Annotated in this window: 12 protein-coding genes and 1 pseudogene; 4 read left to right on the top strand and 9 right to left on the bottom strand. The window is 66.6% G+C overall.

All coding sequences use genetic code 11. The features are described 5' to 3' along the window. From selB to fdnG, 6 genes are all read right to left on the bottom strand, one after another. On the bottom strand, positions 1 to 1,831 hold a 1,831-nt coding region (gene selB, locus H3O04_RS26530), incomplete at its 3' end, for a selenocysteine-specific translation elongation factor (protein WP_202588785.1). After that, the gene (selA, locus tag H3O04_RS26525) at positions 1,828 to 3,267 is read right to left on the bottom strand and encodes an L-seryl-tRNA(Sec) selenium transferase (RefSeq protein ID WP_006479308.1); all 1,440 of its coding nucleotides are present in this window, start codon (positions 3,265 to 3,267) and stop codon (positions 1,828 to 1,830) included. The genes selA and selB, both read right to left, overlap by 4 nt. A 74-nt stretch (positions 3,268 to 3,341) precedes the next feature. Then, a complete protein-coding gene (gene fdhE / locus H3O04_RS26520) occupies positions 3,342 to 4,277 on the bottom strand; it encodes a formate dehydrogenase accessory protein FdhE (RefSeq protein ID WP_023474497.1) in 936 nt (311 codons plus the stop codon). Positions 4,278 to 4,669: 392 nt separating this feature from the next. Further along, positions 4,670 to 5,296: a formate dehydrogenase subunit gamma gene (locus H3O04_RS26515; RefSeq protein WP_202588784.1), complete on the bottom strand. Its 627-nt coding sequence runs from the start codon at positions 5,294 to 5,296 to the stop codon at positions 4,670 to 4,672. Then, a complete protein-coding gene (fdxH, locus tag H3O04_RS26510; protein WP_006479309.1) occupies positions 5,293 to 6,207 on the bottom strand; it encodes a formate dehydrogenase subunit beta in 915 nt (304 codons plus the stop codon). The genes H3O04_RS26515 and fdxH overlap by 4 nt, the downstream gene beginning before the upstream one ends. A gap of 10 nt (positions 6,208 to 6,217) precedes the next feature. Next, complete coding sequence (gene fdnG, locus H3O04_RS26505; protein WP_079999363.1) at positions 6,218 to 9,289, bottom strand: formate dehydrogenase-N subunit alpha; 3,072 nt, start codon at positions 9,287 to 9,289, stop codon at positions 6,218 to 6,220. Positions 9,290 to 9,431: 142 nt separating this feature from the next. Between fdnG and H3O04_RS26500 the strand changes: the two genes are divergently transcribed. The 3 genes from H3O04_RS26500 to H3O04_RS26490 all read left to right on the top strand — a co-directional run bounded on the left by H3O04_RS26500 (position 9,432) and on the right by H3O04_RS26490 (position 12,814). Beyond that, positions 9,432 to 10,376 (top strand): YihY/virulence factor BrkB family protein, encoded by a 945-nt coding sequence (locus tag H3O04_RS26500; RefSeq protein WP_023474495.1) that lies wholly within the window; start codon positions 9,432 to 9,434, stop codon positions 10,374 to 10,376. Between the two features lie 415 nt (positions 10,377 to 10,791). Further along, entirely contained in the window at positions 10,792 to 11,949 is a 1,158-nt protein-coding gene (locus tag H3O04_RS26495; protein WP_006479312.1) for a porin, read from the top strand. Positions 11,950 to 12,340: 391 nt separating this feature from the next. Further along, positions 12,341 to 12,814, top strand: coding sequence for a VOC family protein (locus H3O04_RS26490; protein ID WP_202588783.1), 474 nt, complete (start codon positions 12,341 to 12,343; stop codon positions 12,812 to 12,814). A gap of 239 nt (positions 12,815 to 13,053) precedes the next feature. On the opposite strand, the gene H3O04_RS26485 is transcribed toward H3O04_RS26490, so the two are convergent. The 3 genes and pseudogenes from H3O04_RS26485 to H3O04_RS26475 form a co-directional block, all read right to left on the bottom strand. Next, a complete protein-coding gene (locus H3O04_RS26485) occupies positions 13,054 to 13,845 on the bottom strand; it encodes an AadA family aminoglycoside 3''-O-nucleotidyltransferase (RefSeq protein WP_234621682.1) in 792 nt (263 codons plus the stop codon). 48 nt (positions 13,846 to 13,893) lie between these two features. Continuing rightward, positions 13,894 to 13,983 (bottom strand): annotated as a pseudogene (locus tag H3O04_RS36720) (ATP-binding cassette domain-containing protein); the annotation flags it as partial. 220 nt (positions 13,984 to 14,203) lie between these two features. Beyond that, the gene (locus tag H3O04_RS26475) at positions 14,204 to 14,653 is read right to left on the bottom strand and encodes an HU family DNA-binding protein (RefSeq protein WP_011548077.1); all 450 of its coding nucleotides are present in this window, start codon (positions 14,651 to 14,653) and stop codon (positions 14,204 to 14,206) included. A 267-nt stretch (positions 14,654 to 14,920) separates the two neighbouring features. Here H3O04_RS26475 and H3O04_RS26470 point away from each other — a divergent pair. After that, positions 14,921 to 15,513, top strand: a 593-nt coding sequence (locus H3O04_RS26470) for an acyltransferase family protein (protein WP_202588782.1), incomplete at its 3' end; no start/stop codon positions are given.

Genomic DNA, 15,513 nt, shown 5'->3' with positions numbered 1-15,513 from the left:
TCTGGATCGCGCGCTTGCGACCGAGCCCCGTCGCGTCGCGGAACGTCGCGGCATCGAGCCCGCCGCCGCGCGACGGCGCGAGATGCGCGACCAGCTCCGCCAGTTCGCGCGCGATGTCCGCGTGATAGAACAGGTCGCGCACGACCTGGTGCACGTCGCCGCGCCGCGCGAGCTTGCGCAGCAGCGTGCGCACCGCCTCCTCGGCCGCACCCGTGTCGCGGGCCAGGTCGCGCACCCACGGCGGATCGAAGCGCCCCGCGTGGATCAGCGGCAGCAGTTGCCGCGCCAACGCTTCCTCGCGCGGCTCGAGGCTCACCGAATGCGACGGCAGATGCAGCCACGGCCCGCTGCGCGCGACCTCGCCGCCCGTCACCAGCGCATCGACGAGCGCGCGCCACAGCGTATCGCCGACGAGCGGCGCAGCCATCCGTCGCAGGCGTGCGGCGTCGAGCCCCTGCTCGTCGGGCATGCGTTCGTGGTACGCGCGCAGCGTGTCGACCGCCCGCGTCTGCAAGGCCCGCCAGTGCGCATGCGAAATCACCGCGCCTTCGTTCGCCGCGGCATCGCGTTGCCCGATCGCCAGCGCATCGTCCGGCAACGCCAGCGCATCGGGCGCGAATCCCGTCAGATGCGTGAGCGTCGCGCGCGCCATGCCGAGCGGCGCCTGCGCGAGCAGCGCATCGAGGCGCCCTTCGTCGAGCCACGCCGCGAGCGCATCGAGCCACGCGCGGCGCGCCGGCGTACGGCGCTTGCGGGCCGGCCCGAACGGATCGAGCACCCGGCCGCCGCCGACGGTGCGCGTCGCCTGCGGATTGCGGACGATGAAGCGGTCGCCCGGCAGCGCGAATACCGGCTCGTCGAATACCAGTTGCACGCGCATCCGCTGGCCGGCGGCGAGCGTGTCGCCGTCCAGCAGCGCGACGTGGGCCACGCGATGCAGCGTGCCGAGATGCACGTGCAGCGGCGCCCAGTGCGTCAGCGTCAGCCCGGCGTCCGCGAGCAACGTCAGCTCGACGTCCAGGCGCGGCGACGTCGCGACGAGCCGCGCATCGGCGACGGTGTCGCCTCGCTCGATGTCTGCCTTGTCGACGCCGGCCAGGTTCAGCGCGCAACGCTCGCCCGCGCGGCCGGCCTCGACCGGCCGGTTCTGCGCATGGATGCTGCGCACGCGGGCCGCGCCGCCCGTGCGCACGATCGCGAGCGTGTCACCGGTCGCGACGCGGCCCGCGAACGCGGTACCCGTCACGACGGTGCCCTGCCCGGCGAGCGTAAACACGCGATCGACCGCGAGCCGGAACAGCCCGTCGTCGCGACGCGTGCGCCACGCGATCGCCGCGTCGGCCAGGTGCTGCTTCAACGCGGCGACGCCGGAATCGTCGGCCGCCGTTGCACGCGTTTCGAAGATCGGCACGCCCGCCAGCGTCGAGTCGTGCAGCCAGACGGCGATCTCGTCGCGCACCTCGGCAACGCGCGCGGCATCGACGCGATCGCATTTCGTCAGCGCGACGGCGCCATGCGTGACGCCGAGCAGTTGCAGGATCGCGAGATGCTCGCGCGTCTGCGGCATCACGCCGTCGTCCGCGGCGATCACGAGCAGTGCGAAGTCGATGCCGCACGCGCCGGCGGCCATCGTATGAATCAGCTTCTCGTGGCCCGGCACGTCGATCAGGCCGAGCACGTCGCCGTTGCCGAGCGGCGTATACGCATAGCCGAGTTCGATCGAAATGCCGCGCGCCTTCTCTTCCTTCAGGCGATCGGTGTCGACGCCCGTCAGCGCACGCACGAGCGTGGTCTTGCCGTGGTCGATGTGCCCCGCGGTCCCGACGATCATGCAGCGGGCCCCGCGAGCGGCACGCATTGCGCGACGAACGCCGCTTCGTCCGCTACTTCGAGGCAGCGCAGGTCGAGCCGCAGCGCGTTGTCGGCCACGCGGCCGATCACCGGGCGCGGCCATTCGCGCAGCCGTTTCTCGAGCTGTGCGAGCGCGCGGCCGCTGCGCTTGCCGTCCGCCGAGCGCACCACGAGCCCGGCGCTCGGCAACTGGTCGACCGGCAGCGCGCCGCTGCCGATCTGGCTGAACATCGGCTCGACCGTCACGTCGAAACCGCTGCCGAACGCAGCCTGCAACGCAGGACGCACCCGTTCGGCCGCTTCGGCGATCTCGCGCTGCGGGCGCGTCAGCAAGCGCAGTGTCGTGAGGCGCTCGCGCAGGAATTCGGGCGACTGGTACAGGCGCAGCACCGGTTCGAGCGCCGCGAGCGTCAGCTTGCCGACGCGCAGCGCGCGCTTGAGCGGATGCTTCTTGATCTTCGCGATGAGTGCACGATCGCCGACGATCAGGCCGGCTTGCGGGCCGCCGAGCAGCTTGTCGCCGCTGAACGTGACAACGTTTGCGCCGGCGGCGACGGTTTCCTGCACGGTCGTCTCGTGCGGCAAGCCCCATTGCGTGAGATCGGCCAGCGTGCCGCTGCCGAGATCGACGGCCACCGGCACGCCGTGCTCGCGCGCGAGCGGCGCGAGTTCGGCAAGCGTCGCCTCCTTCGTGAAGCCGCTGATCGCGTAGTTGCTGCAGTGCACCTTCATCAGCAGCGCCGTGCGCGGACCGATCGCATCCGCGTAGTCGCGCAGATGCGTGCGGTTGGTCGTGCCGACCTCGCGCAGCTTCGCGCCGGCACGGCTCATGATGTCGGGAATGCGGAATGCCCCGCCGATCTCGACCAGCTCGCCGCGCGACACGACGACTTCCCGCTTCGTCGCGAGCGCCGACAGCGTCAGCAGCACGGCCGCCGCATTGTTGTTGACGACGGTCGCGGCTTCCGCGCCCGTCAGTTCGCACAGCAGAGCGTCGATCAGGTCGTCGCGATCGCCGCGACGGCCGGTAGCGAGATCGAACTCGAGGTTGACGGGCCGCGTGAGCACGTCGACCACCGCGCGCACCGCGTCGTCGGGCAACAGCGCGCGCCCGAGATTCGTGTGCAGCACGGTGCCGGTCAGATTGAACACCGTGCGCACGGCGCCCGCATTCTGCGCGGCCAGGGTACGCGCGACGGCGGCGGCAATGCGCGGCTCGTCGAGCGGCTCGGCCGCCGCGGGATCGCGCTGCGCGGCCGTGCGCCAGCGTTCCAGTTCGGCGCGCACGGCGTTCAGCACGCGCGTGCGGCCATAGTCGGCGACGAGCGGCTGCAGCGGCGCCGACGACAGCACGCGCTCGACCGACGGCACACGCGCCAGCACGGCATTCAGTTCATTCACACCCGGTTCGGTCACGTCGTTGTGGCTCCAGTCTCATGCTTCGCAGTCCGCCGGGGACGGCGCTCGCGCACCGCCCCGGCCCCGTGCCGTCAGTCCGCTTCCCGCGACACGTCCGGCCACAGCAGCGGGTTCGGCGAACTGCGCTGGTAGCCGGCCTCGTTCATCAGCAGGTCGAGCGTGAGACTCGCGAGATCGTCCGCCAGCGGCTCGAACTCGTAGTCCTTCTCCTGATAGCCGATCTTGCGATAGGTCTTGCACTCGTCGCACGATTCGGCCTTGACGGCTTCGCTGCCGCCTTCGATCCCGTGATACGCGATGCCCTTCGTCGAATCGCAGTGCGAGCACTTGGTGCGCACCATGTGCCACTCGGTCGTGCACAGCCCGCACTGCAGGAAACGGTAGCCCTGATACTGGCCGCCGACCCGCACGACGCTCGCGACCGGGTGCGTGCCGCACACCGGGCACAGCCCCGGCTGGTCGAGATATGGGACATCGGTGGGCGTCACGCGGCTCGCGAGGTCGGTCCATGCGACCTGCAGCGCGGCCATCAGGAACGGCGCGGTGGCCGGGTCGACCTCGGCGAAGCGCAGCGCGAGGATCGCATCGGCCTGCGCGTCGAGCTCGGCCGGCGCCATCAGGCGCAACCGGTCGAGCAGCTTCGCGAGCTGCGGGTTGACGAGCCCGGCGCTTTCGACGCGGTCGAGCAGTTCGTACAGCACGGCGCGCCAGCGCGCATTGCGTTCGCCGTCGAGCGCCGGCACGAGCGGCATCGAATGTTCCTGCGCACGTGCGATCGCTTCCTTCGACGGCAGCGGCAGCTCCAGCGCCTGCAGCGTCGCGTGCTGCGCGTCGGCGACGGTGGCCATCAGCCGCAGGTAGCCGCTGATCGGGTTCAGGTCGGCCAGCTTGCGCAGCCGCGCGGCGCGCGCCGCGAACGCGGTCGCGCGCTCCGGCAGGCGAAAGCGCGGAATGGCCGAATGATCGAGTGCCGAGATCTCGGTCGGCTCCAGAATGCGTTGTGTCACGAAAATATCTTCCAAGGGGGCTGTTTGCGCATGGAACGCGCATGCGTTGCCACGAGAAGGGCCGCTCGCGAGGCGCGCGACGCAGCGAATACTGACGTATTCGCAAGGAGCGCAACGTGGCGAGCGGCCCTTCTCGTGGCAACCCGTGTCTAATTATCCATTTTAGGGGAATGCCCGAAATCGCCCACATGGCGGCGTCGCTCGTCACTTGTTTGGCTCGGCCAAACGGCGCTCCTCACTCCTTGCCCTGCGGGCGATTTCGGGCATTCGCATGCGCGTTCCATGCGCAAACAGCCCCCAACTAAGCGCCGACGAATCGGCGCTTTCGGGCGATTCCTGCGGTGGGGGCGGAGCAGCACGCCGCAATCGGCGTACCGCCCCGCTCCGCTGCGTTATTTCACGCTTTCACGGAACCACTTCGGGTGATGCTTGCGGGCCCAGCCCAGCGTGACGGTGCCGCGCACCATCGCACCGATCGAACCCTTCACCCACAACGCCGCGTAAATGTGCACGATGATGCTCGCGATCAGCACGAAGGCCGCCACGGCATGCACGACAGCGGCCGCGCGGATCACCCCGATCGGGAAGTAGAACGAGAAGTAGCGCCGCCAGATCACGATTCCCGACAGCAGGAGCAGCAGCAGGCACGTTACCAGCGTGAAGAATAGCAGCTTCTGTCCGGCGTTATAGCGCCCGACCGGCGGCAGCTTGTCTTCCTGGTTGGTCAGCACGTCGCCGATCTGCTTCAGCCATTGGCGATCGTCCGCGTCGAGCGCATTGTGGTGCCAGAAGCGCACCACGAGAATCGCGAACGACACGAACATCACGAGGCCGACGAACGGATGCAGGATCCGCGTCCACTGGCCGCCGCCGAACAGCGCGGTCAGCCAGAACATCGACGGATGGAACAGCGCGAGCCCGGACAACGCGAGCAGCACGAACGTGATCGCGGTGATCCAGTGGTTCGTGCGCTCGTTCGGCGTGTAGCGGACGATCAGGTTGGGGTCGTCGTGGTTCATTTCGCGTCCTCCTTGATGCGTCGTGCCTCGTCGCGGGCAGCGGCTTCTTCCTCGTCGGTGACCTCGTTCGGACCGACCCGCGTGTAGTGGAAGAACCCGGCCAGCGCGGTCAGCGCGAGGCCGGCGACCGCGAGCGGTTTCGCGATGCCCTTCCACAGCTTCACCATCGGGCTGATCGACGGGTTGTCGGGCAGCCCGTGGTACAGCGACGGTTTGTCCGCGTGGTGCAGCACGTACATCACGTGCGTGCCGCCGACGCCCTGCGGGTCGTACAGCCCCGCATGCTCGAAGCCGCGCTCCTTCAGGTCCTCGATCCGCTCGGCCGCGTGCTGCTTCATGTCCTCCTTGGTGCCGAACACGATCGCGCCCGTCGGGCAGGTCTTCACGCAGGCCGGTTCCTGCCCGACCGCGACGCGGTCGGAACAGAGCGTGCACTTGTACGCGCGATGATCCTTCTTCGAGATCCGCGGCACGTTGAACGGGCAACCGGTCACGCAGTAGCCGCAACCGATGCAGTTCTCCTCGTGGAAATCGACGATCCCGTTGTTGTACTGCACGATCGCGCCCGGCGACGGGCACGCCTTCAGGCAGCCCGGATCCTCGCAGTGCATGCAGCCGTCCTTGCGGATCAGCCACTCGAGGTCGCCCGCCGGGTTCTCGTATTCGGAGAACCGCATGACCGTCCACGAATGCTCGCTCAGGTCGGCCGGGTTGTCGTACACGCCGACGTTGGTGCCGACTTCGTCGCGCAGGTCGTTCCACTCCATGCATGCCGTCTGGCATGCCTTGCAGCCGATGCACTTCGATACGTCGATCAGCTTCGCGACGCTCCCGGTCACCGGTTCGCGCACCGTGGGCGGTGGCGTCGTGGTGGCCGAGACCCGCTTGATATCCAGCGATTGCAATGCCATCTCTTCCCCCTTACGCCTTTTCGACCTTCACCAGGAACGACTTGAATTCCGGTGTATAGGAGTTGCCGTCACCCACGGACGGAGTCAGGGTATTGGCGAGATAGCCGGGCTTCGTCAGACCCTTGAAGCCCCAGTGCAACGGGACGCCGACCGTCTGGACCTTCTTGCCGTCGATCGTCAGCGGCTTGATCCGCTTCGTGACGAGGGCGACCGCGATGATGTAGCCGCGCTTGGACGACACCTTCACGCGCTCGCCATGCGCGACGCCGACTTCCTTCGCGAGGTCTTCGCCGATCTCGACGAATTGCTCGGGCTGGATGATCGCGTTCAGCCGCGCATGCTTGGTCCAGTAGTGGAAGTGCTCGGTCAGCCGGTACGTGGTCGCCACGTGCGGGAAGTCCGCCACCTTGCCGAACGACGCACGGTCGTCCGGAAACACGCGGGCGGCCGGGTTGTTCAGCGCCAGCGGGTTGTTCGGATGCAGCGGGTTCGCGCCGAGCGGCGTCTCGAACGGCTCGTAGTGCTCGGGGAACGGACCTTCGTTCATCCCCGCGCGGGCGAAGAAGCGCGCGACGCCTTCCGGATTCATGATGAACGGCCCCATCCCGTTTTCGGGCGGTTCGTCCGCCTTGAAGTCCGGCACGTCGGCGCCCTTCCACGCGCTGCCGTTCCAGCCGATCAGCTTGCGGGTCGGGTCGAACGGCTTGCCCGCGACGTCGCACGACGCGCGGTTGTACAGGATGCGCCGGTTCGCCGGCCACGCCCACGCCCAGTTCAGCGTCTGGCCGATGCCGGTCGGGTCGGAGTTGTCGCGCCGCCCCATCTGGTTGCCGGCCTGGGTCCACGCGCCGCAGAAGATCCAGCAGCCGCTCGCGGTCGTGCCGTCGTCCTTCAGTTGCGCGAACGCGGCGAGCTGCTCGCCCTTCTTCACGAGCGTCTTCGCCGGGTCCTTCGGATCGGGCAGATCGGCGAGCGCCTTCCCGTTGAACTCCATCGCCAGTTCCTCGGGCGTCGGGCTCTCCGGGTTCGCGTACGGCCAGGTCAGGTTCACGATCGGGTCCGGATACTTGCCGCCGTCCTTCTGGTACAGCTTGCGCATGCGCAGAAACAGCCCCGACATGATCTCGAGGTCGCTCCTCGCTTCGCCCGGCGGCTCCGCGCCCTTCCAGTGCCACTGCAGCACGCGGCTCGAACTCACTAGCGAGCCGTTTTCCTCCGCGAAGCAGGTGGTCGGCAGACGGAACACCTCGGTCTGGATCTTCGAGGCATCGACGTCGTTGTAGTCGCCGTGGTGCTTCCAGAACTCGGACGTCTCGGTCGCGAGCGGATCCATGATCACGAGCCATTTCAGCTTCGCGAGGCCCGCCGCCGTCTTCACCTTCGACGGCGCCGCCGCGAGCGGGTTGAAGCCCTGGCAGATGTAGCCGTTCATCTTGCCGGCATTCATCAGCTCGATCGCCTGCAGCAGGTCGTACTGCTTGTCCAGCTTCGGCAGGTAGTCGTACGCCCAGTTGTTCTCGGCGGTGGCCGCGTCGCCCCACCACGACTTCATGAAGCTGACGTGGAACGCCTTGTAGTTCTTCCAGTAACTGAGCTGGTTCGGCCGCAGCGGTTCCTGCACGCGCTTCTTGATGTACGCGTCGAAATCCTGCTCGGCCTGCATCGGCAGCGTCATGTAGCCCGGCAGCAGGTTCGACATCAGCCCGAGGTCGGTCAGCCCCTGGATGTTCGAGTGGCCGCGCAGCGCGTTCATCCCGCCGCCGGCGATGCCGATGTTGCCGAGCAGCAACTGCACCATCGCGCCGGTGCGGATGATCTGCGCGCCGATCGAGTGGTGGGTCCAGCCGAGCGCGTACAGCACCGTGCCGGCGCGGCCGGGCACGGCCGTGGTCGCGAGCATCTCGCACACCTTCAGGAATTTCTCCTTCGGCGTGCCGCAGACCTGCTGGACCATCTCCGCCGTATAGCGCGCGTAGTGCTGCTTCAGCAGGTTGTATACACAACGCGGATGCTGCAGTGTCGGATCGACCTTCGCGAAGCCGTCGTCGCCGCGCTCGTAGTCCCAGCTCGATTTGTCCGGGTACGCGTGCTTCTCGGCGTCGTAGCCGGAATAGATGCCGTCGTTGAACGCGAAATCCTCGCGCACGATGAACGAGAAGTCCGTGTAGTTCTTCACGTACTCATGCTGGATCTTGTCGTTCGTCAGCAGATAGTTGATGACGCCGCCCAGGAAGACGATGTCGGTGCCGGTGCGGATCGGCGCGTAGTAATCGGCCACCGAGGCCGTACGCGTGAAGCGCGGGTCGACGACGATCAGCCGCGCCTTGCGGTGCGCCTTCGCCTCCGTTACCCACTTGAAACCGCACGGATGGGCCTCGGCTGCATTGCCGCCCATCACGAGAATCACGTCCGCGTTCTTGATGTCGACCCAATGGTTCGTCATCGCTCCACGGCCAAACGTCGGGGCAAGACCTGCCACCGTCGGGCCATGTCAGACACGCGCCTGATTGTCGAATGCGAGCATCCCGAGACTGCGGATGGTCTTGTGCGTCAGGTAGCCGACCTCGTTACTGCCCGCCGACGCGGCCAGCATGCCGGTCGTGAGCCAGCGGTTGACCTTCGCGCCGTCTTCGGCCGTCTCGACGAAGTTCGCGTCGCGGTCGGCCTTCATCAGCTTCGCGATGCGGTCGAGCGCGTCGTTCCACGAGATGGGTTCCCACTTGTCCGAGCCGGGCGCACGATACTCGGGGTGCGTCAGGCGGTTCGGGCTGTGGATGAAATCGATCAGGCTCGCGCCCTTCGGGCACAGCGTGCCGCGATTGACCGGGTGGTCGGGATCGCCTTCGATATGGATGATGCTCGGCTGCGCATTCTTCGCGCCGTCTCCGAGGCTGTACATCAGGATGCCGCAACCCACTGAACAGTAAGGACAGGTGTTGCGCGTTTCGACGGTGCGCGCCAGTTTGTACTGTCGGACTTCGGCCAGCGCTTCGGACGGAGAAAAGCCCATCAGGGCAAGACTCGATCCGGCAAGCGACGTGGCCGTCACCTTCAGGAACTGGCGCCGGGACATTTGTAGCATGGCGGTCTCGGCGTTATTGTGGGGTGGGGTACGACTGAAAGGAATTATAGACAGTTCAGGCAACTATGATCGAATCCTCGGATCAATACCGATTTGTCCGATTAACTGAGATGATCCGCGTTCCGCGCGCAACCGAACCGTCATGAAACGACAGATCACTTCCGAAGCCACCCGCCTCGCCCAGCAGCAGGCCAACTGGGCCCTCACCGCGTTCAAGCGCTTCTCGTCCGACCGCTGCTCCGCGATGGCTGCGGGCATCGCGTTTTTCTCCGCGTTCTCGCTCGCGCCGACCCTCGTGATGGTGATCGCGGTGGCCGGCTGGTTCTACGGCGACGACGCCGCGCGCGGCCAGGTGTTCGAACAGGCGCACCAACTGATCGGCGACGACGCGGCGGCCTCCATCCAGACGATCGTGCAGAACGCGCACCGCGCGGGCGAACGCGGCGGCCTCGCCACGCTGATCTCGTTCGCCGCGCTCGCGATCGGCGCGTCGGCCACGTTCGCGTCGCTCAGCGCCGCGCTCAGCGTGATCTGGCCGGCCACCGAAAGCCGCTGGTCGAGCATGCTCGGGCTGGTGCGGGTCCGGCTGATCTCGTTCGGCCTCGTGCTCGGCGTCGCGTTCCTGCTGATCGTGTCGCTCGTGCTCGACACCGCGATCACCTTCATCGGCACCTGGCTGCTGGGCGATTCGCCGTACGTGGTCGTCACGAACCTCGTGCAGTTCTTCGTCGGCATCGCGGTGCTCGCCGCCGCGTTCGCGTCGTTGATGAAATTCCTGCCGGATGCGCGCGTCGCGTGGCGCGACGCCGCGATCGGCGGCATCGTGTCCGCGATCCTGTTCTCCGGCGGCAAGAAGCTGTTCGCGCTGTATCTCGCGCATGCGGGCACCGCGAGTGCGTTCGGCGCAGCCGGATCGTTCGCGGTCCTGCTGATGTGGCTGTACTTCTCCGCGATCGTGCTGCTGCTCGGCGCGGAGTTCGCGGCGGCCCGCGGCAATGCGCATCGGCCGGCCGAGCATGCGGCGCCGGCCGCGCCCGCTCCAGCCGCTCGACCCGGTCAGGCCGACGATCGCCCGCGCGACGACTGATTGCGCCGCCCCTGAAACAGGCCGCGCATCGATCTCGCGCGCCAGGCACACCCTCCCGCTCCCTTGCAACCCGGTGTCCGCCGCGCATTCGCGCGGCGTCGACGCTTTCCTTACACGTCGGCGCACACTCACCCGCAACCGCAAACGTTTGCACACCCTCGTTTCCTAGCTGAAACGGGCCGAAACAGGGGTTGTGCCGCCATGCACGTCAGCTATTGAAACAATCGCAGCGCAGCAATTGTCAACTATTTCATAAACAGGAACAGTCTCTGATGTGCTTGATATATATGGACTTTTTCCTGCTGTTACCTTTTCGAGACACTTTATTTTTTAAGCTTTCTTGCGTGTATGGCACTGAGCTATTCTCCAATCCGCAACAAATAACGATGAATCACTTGCGTGGAGAAACTCAACGATGAAGAAACTTGCTCTCTCGACCCTCTCGCTCGCCCTGCTGGGCGCGGCCGGCGCTGCTCAAGCTCAGTCGAGCGTCACGCTGTACGGCGTGATCGACACGTCGATCACCTATGTTCACGGTAACGATGGTCAAGGTAACAATTCGTGGTCGATGGGTAGCGGCAACCTGCAAGGCAGCCGCTTCGGCCTGAAGGGTTCGGAAGACCTCGGTGGCGGCCTGAAGGCGATCTTCCAGTTGGAAAACGGCTTCAACTCGGCATCGGGCGCACTGGGCCAGGGTGGCCGCATGTTCGGTCGTCAAGCCTTCGTCGGTCTGCAAAGCGACCAGTACGGTACGCTGACGCTGGGTCGCCAGTACGACCCGCTGGTCGACCTGGTCCAGGCAGTCACGGCTGACAACTACTTCGGCAGCGTGTTCGCCACGCCGGGTGACGTCGACAACAACGACAACAGCCTGCGCGTCAGCAACGCGATCAAGTACACGTCGCCGGTCTGGGCAGGCCTCCAGGTCGAAGCGATGTACGCACTCGGCGGCGTCGCCGGCTCGACCGGCAAGGGTCAGACGTGGGCGGCAGCGGCAGCGTACAACAACGGCCCGCTCGGCCTGGCTGCCGGCTACTTCCACGCGAACAACTCGGCTCCGCTGAGCGCAGTTGGCCAGCGCACCGGCTGGGCCGGCACGTCGGACGCGATCTTCGACGGCTCGGGTAACTTCATCAACAACGCGTACACGTCGGCATCGTCGATCGGCATCGCGCAAGTCGCTGGCCAGTATGCATTCGGCCCGGTGACGTTCGGCCTCGGCTACAGCAACGCCCAGTACAAGGCGGATGCGAACTCGGCCTTCGGCACGAACCAGAAGTACAACACGGGTCGCGCATTCGTCACGTACCAGGCATCGGCACCGCTGCTGCTGGGCGTCGGCTACATCTACACGAAGGGTAGCGGCCAGACGGACGCCAAGTACCACCAGGTTTCGCTCGGCGCGGACTACTCGCTGTCGAAGCGTACGGACATCTACCTGGTTGGCGCGTACCAGCACGCAAGCGGCAAGAACGCCGACGGTACCGATGCGCAAGCGTCGGTCGGCTCGTACGGCATCGCCGGCAAGAGCTCGCAGGAAATCGTCGCACTCGGCCTGCGTCACAAGTTCTAAAAACGAAGTATCCGGCATGCATGGCGTCTCCGACGCCTTGCCGCCGACCTGGAAAGCCAGCCCCGGTTTCGGCCGCGGCTGGCTTTTTTTTCGTCCGCGCCCGGTGGCGGCCGGCATCGCCTGCAGGGCCGCCGCGCTCAAGCCGGGGCCCCGATACAGGCTGGTGGGCCGGCAGCGGCGCCTGGCGACTGCAATGCACCCGCAACACCGTTTTCGATGTCCGCAGAGGTCGCCGTTTCGCTGTTGAGCGACTACCATCCGCACAGCCGGCATCGCCGGCTCAACCACAGCGGGATTTGTTTGCGCCGCGTGTCGATTTCGGCAGGCGTCGTCCGTCGTATCGATGGCGGCACATGGTTTGCCCCGGACCCATACAGACAGGAGACTCGTCATGACGATTCAGAAGATCACGCCTTTTCTCTGGTATTCGACGGAAGCCGAAGAAGCAGCGGCCTTCTATGCCGGCATCTTTCCGGATTCGCGCATCGTGCGCGTCACGTCGGTGCCCGGCACCGACGGCACGCGGATGGTCGAATTCGAGCTGTTCGGGCAGCCATTTTTTGCGATGAGCCACCCGCGCACGGAGGCGTTCAACCATGCGATCTCGCTGCTCGTCAGCTGCGCGGACCAGGCGGAACTCGACCGCTACTGGAGCGCCCTGCTCGACAATGGCGGCACGGCCGACGGCTGCGGCTGGCTGCGGGATCGTTATGGCGTGTCATGGCAGATCGTGCCGGAAGCGCTCATTCCGATGATGGCCGACCGCGACGCGGTCAAGGCGGGACGCGTGGCCGCCGCGATGATGCAGATGACCAAGTTCGACGACGCCGCGCTGAAGGCAGCCTTCGCGGGCACGGCGGGCTGACGGAACACGTCGGGCCGTACTCGCGTGACGCCGCGCCGGGTCGTCTGCACGGGCTCGGCTCGACGGGCTGCGCGTGTAGCGGGCTTGCAGGCGTTTGCTATCCGCGGGTCGGCGGTAACCCGGTGGCGTACGTCATTGGCGCCCGTCGTTTGTGTACGTCGTTTGTGTACGTCGTTTGTGTACGTCGTTTGTGTACGTCGTTTGTGTACGTCGTTTGTGTACGTCGCTGGCGCCCGTCGCTACGCCGACAGCATCGACTCGACCGTCCGCCGCGCGTAGCCGATGAATTCGGCCAGCGGTTCGCCCGACAGGATTGCCGCGCCCGCTTCGCCATCGAGATAGGCCGCTCGCGCAGCGGCTACGATCGGCCGGTGCGCGTCCGGCAGGCGCTCCAGCACCCACGTCGCGGCGACGTCCTTCGGCGCGATCGCGCCGGTCGCGGCGCTGTACCAGATGCGTGCGAGCGCGAGCACGACGTTGCACGCGTCGCCACGCCAGTCCGGTTCGGCTTCCCACTGCGCAACGGTCGCGCGCAGCGCGGCGACGAAGTCACGCGCGGGCACCGGCTCGAACAACACGTCCGCGGGCGGCCCGACCAGTGCGACACCGTGCTGTCGCGCCTTCGTCAGCAGGATGGCCAGATCGTGATCGACCAGCGGCGGCTCGACGATGCCGGCTTCCAGATCGCCGCGCAGCCATTCGCCGAACTGCAGCTCGCGTCGCGCCGGATGACGCCACGGCACCACGTCGCCGTGCGCGACGACGGTGACCTCCAGCGCGCGCATGCCACCGCTGCACCCGGGCGGCGCCGACGCGCCGAGCAGGTCCGACAGCAGTGCGCGTCGCACTGCTTCGTCCGGGCGCACCGCGACCGTCACCAGCACATCGATGTCGCTACGCGGTTTCAGGCCGCCGTCGAGCGCCGATCCGAACAGGTGGACCGCTTGCAGCGTCGCACCGAGATGCCGTTCGATCGCGGCGCGCGCGGCGGCGAGCTGTGCGGCGATGTCGTGCGGAATGAAGTCGGTCACGACGGCAAACCTGGCGATGCGCGCCCGACGGAGCGCGAAGAAACGACACCCGGGCAGCGCCATCGCGCGCGCCGACTTACCCGATCCCGATTCGCCGACGATGCCGAGCGTTTCGCCCTGCCGCGCCGACACCGACATGCGTCGCGCGAACGAAGCTCGCCGCTCGGCGATGGGGATACAGATGCGCGACATACGATCCGCCGCGTGCCACGCGTCGGGCAACCCGTCATCGCGACGCCGCCTGTTCGCTGCCGCGCGCTTTGCGCGGCGCAATAAAAATCCCCGCACGCTTTCGCGTACGGGGATCTCGGGACATCGCAACGACTGCCGACATGCATTCGGCAGTCGTTGCACGGCATTACGCCGCCGCGTCCTTCAGCTTCTTCAGCGCACGTGCCTTCACGCGCACGCTGGCCGGCTTCGCCGGGAACCAACGCTCTTCGCCCGTGAACGGATCCTTGCCGAAGCGCTTCTTCTTCGCCGGCACGACTTGTGCCGTGATCTTCAGCAGACCCGGCAGCGTGAACTCGCCTGCGCCCTTCTTGTGGACCGAGCCCAGCACGACGTTCTCGAGTGCGACGAGCACTGCCTTGACCGCCTTCACTTCGACAGCTGCGCGCTCAGCGATGTGCGTTGCGAGCGATGCCTTCGTGAACTTGTCCTTCAGCGGCGTCGGAGCAGCCGGTGCTGCCTTCGCGACAGCCTTCTTGGCCACTACTTTCTTCGCGGGCGCAGCCTTTTTGGCAGCCACTTTCTTGGTCGCCGGTGCGGCAGCCTTCTTGGCCACCTTTTTTGCGGAAGTCGCCATGTTTCTCCTACCAGGTGTGGTCGTTGGATACACGAAGCGTGCAACGCGCGCGCTTCAACGCCGGATTCTACAAGCGCCTTGACGCTTCGTGCAGTACTTTTATGCGTTTTCGCGGGGTCTCCCGCAGGTTTTGTTGCGCGCGACCGACTTCGTCGACGCTCGAGCATCCAAAAACGCCTTCACGTATGAGCTCAAACGAGCACGAACGCGAATTACGTTCGATATTTGCGCACCTATACTGGGCACGCTCAATGCCCGGATGCCTCCATGCGCGAAGTCAGATACGTCAAAGGACTCGACGGCCTGCGAGCCCTCGCCGTCATCCTCGTTTTCCTGTCCCACAAGGGCCATGTCCTTGCCGTCGACGTCGGCAAGCTCGGCGTGTGGACGTTTTTCCTCATCAGCGGATTCCTGATCGTCGGCGAGTTGCATCGCAACCGCCAGGCGGTCGAGCGCGGCACCATGACGCGCCGTCACGCACTCGCGCTGTTCCTCGCGAAGCGCGCGCTGCGGATCTTTCCCGTGTATTACCTGCTGCTCGCCGCGCTCGCGATCGCACACGCGCTGTTCTACCAGCGCGGCGTCAATCTCGGGCTCGCGTGGCACGCGGCGTTCCTGTCGAATTACTGGATCGGCGTCGTCAAGGACGGCTGGCCCGGCTCCACGTCGCACTTCTGGAGCCTCGCCGTTGAACAGCAGTTCTATCTGATCGCACCGCTCGCGCTGCTCACGGTGCCCGCCGCGCGACACGTCGCGCTCGGCATCGCGGCCGTCGCGCTGTGCGCGATCGCGCATCTCGCGCTCTACCTGTCGGACGCGTCGCCGGTGCTGATCTACGCGTTTTCCCCGTGGAATTTCGC

This window comes from Burkholderia sp. KCJ3K979 (genome assembly GCF_016759955.1).
GTDB classification, from domain to species: domain Bacteria; phylum Pseudomonadota; class Gammaproteobacteria; order Burkholderiales; family Burkholderiaceae; genus Burkholderia; species Burkholderia orbicola.
This window is presented reverse-complemented; position numbering and strand designations above follow the sequence as displayed.

Excerpts from the sequence above, each read along its gene's own strand:
- H3O04_RS26515 (WP_202588784.1), bottom strand. The coding sequence starts at position 5,296 with ATGAACCACGACGACCCCAACCTGATCGTCCGCTACACGCCGAACGAG.
- fdxH (WP_006479309.1), bottom strand. The coding sequence starts at position 6,207 with ATGGCATTGCAATCGCTGGATATCAAGCGGGTCTCGGCCACCACGACG.
- H3O04_RS26500 (WP_023474495.1), top strand. The coding sequence starts at position 9,432 with ATGAAACGACAGATCACTTCCGAAGCCACCCGCCTCGCCCAGCAGCAG.
- H3O04_RS26495 (WP_006479312.1), top strand. The coding sequence starts at position 10,792 with ATGAAGAAACTTGCTCTCTCGACCCTCTCGCTCGCCCTGCTGGGCGCG.
- H3O04_RS26490 (WP_202588783.1), top strand. The coding sequence starts at position 12,341 with ATGACGATTCAGAAGATCACGCCTTTTCTCTGGTATTCGACGGAAGCC.
- H3O04_RS26475 (WP_011548077.1), bottom strand. The coding sequence starts at position 14,653 with ATGGCGACTTCCGCAAAAAAGGTGGCCAAGAAGGCTGCCGCACCGGCG.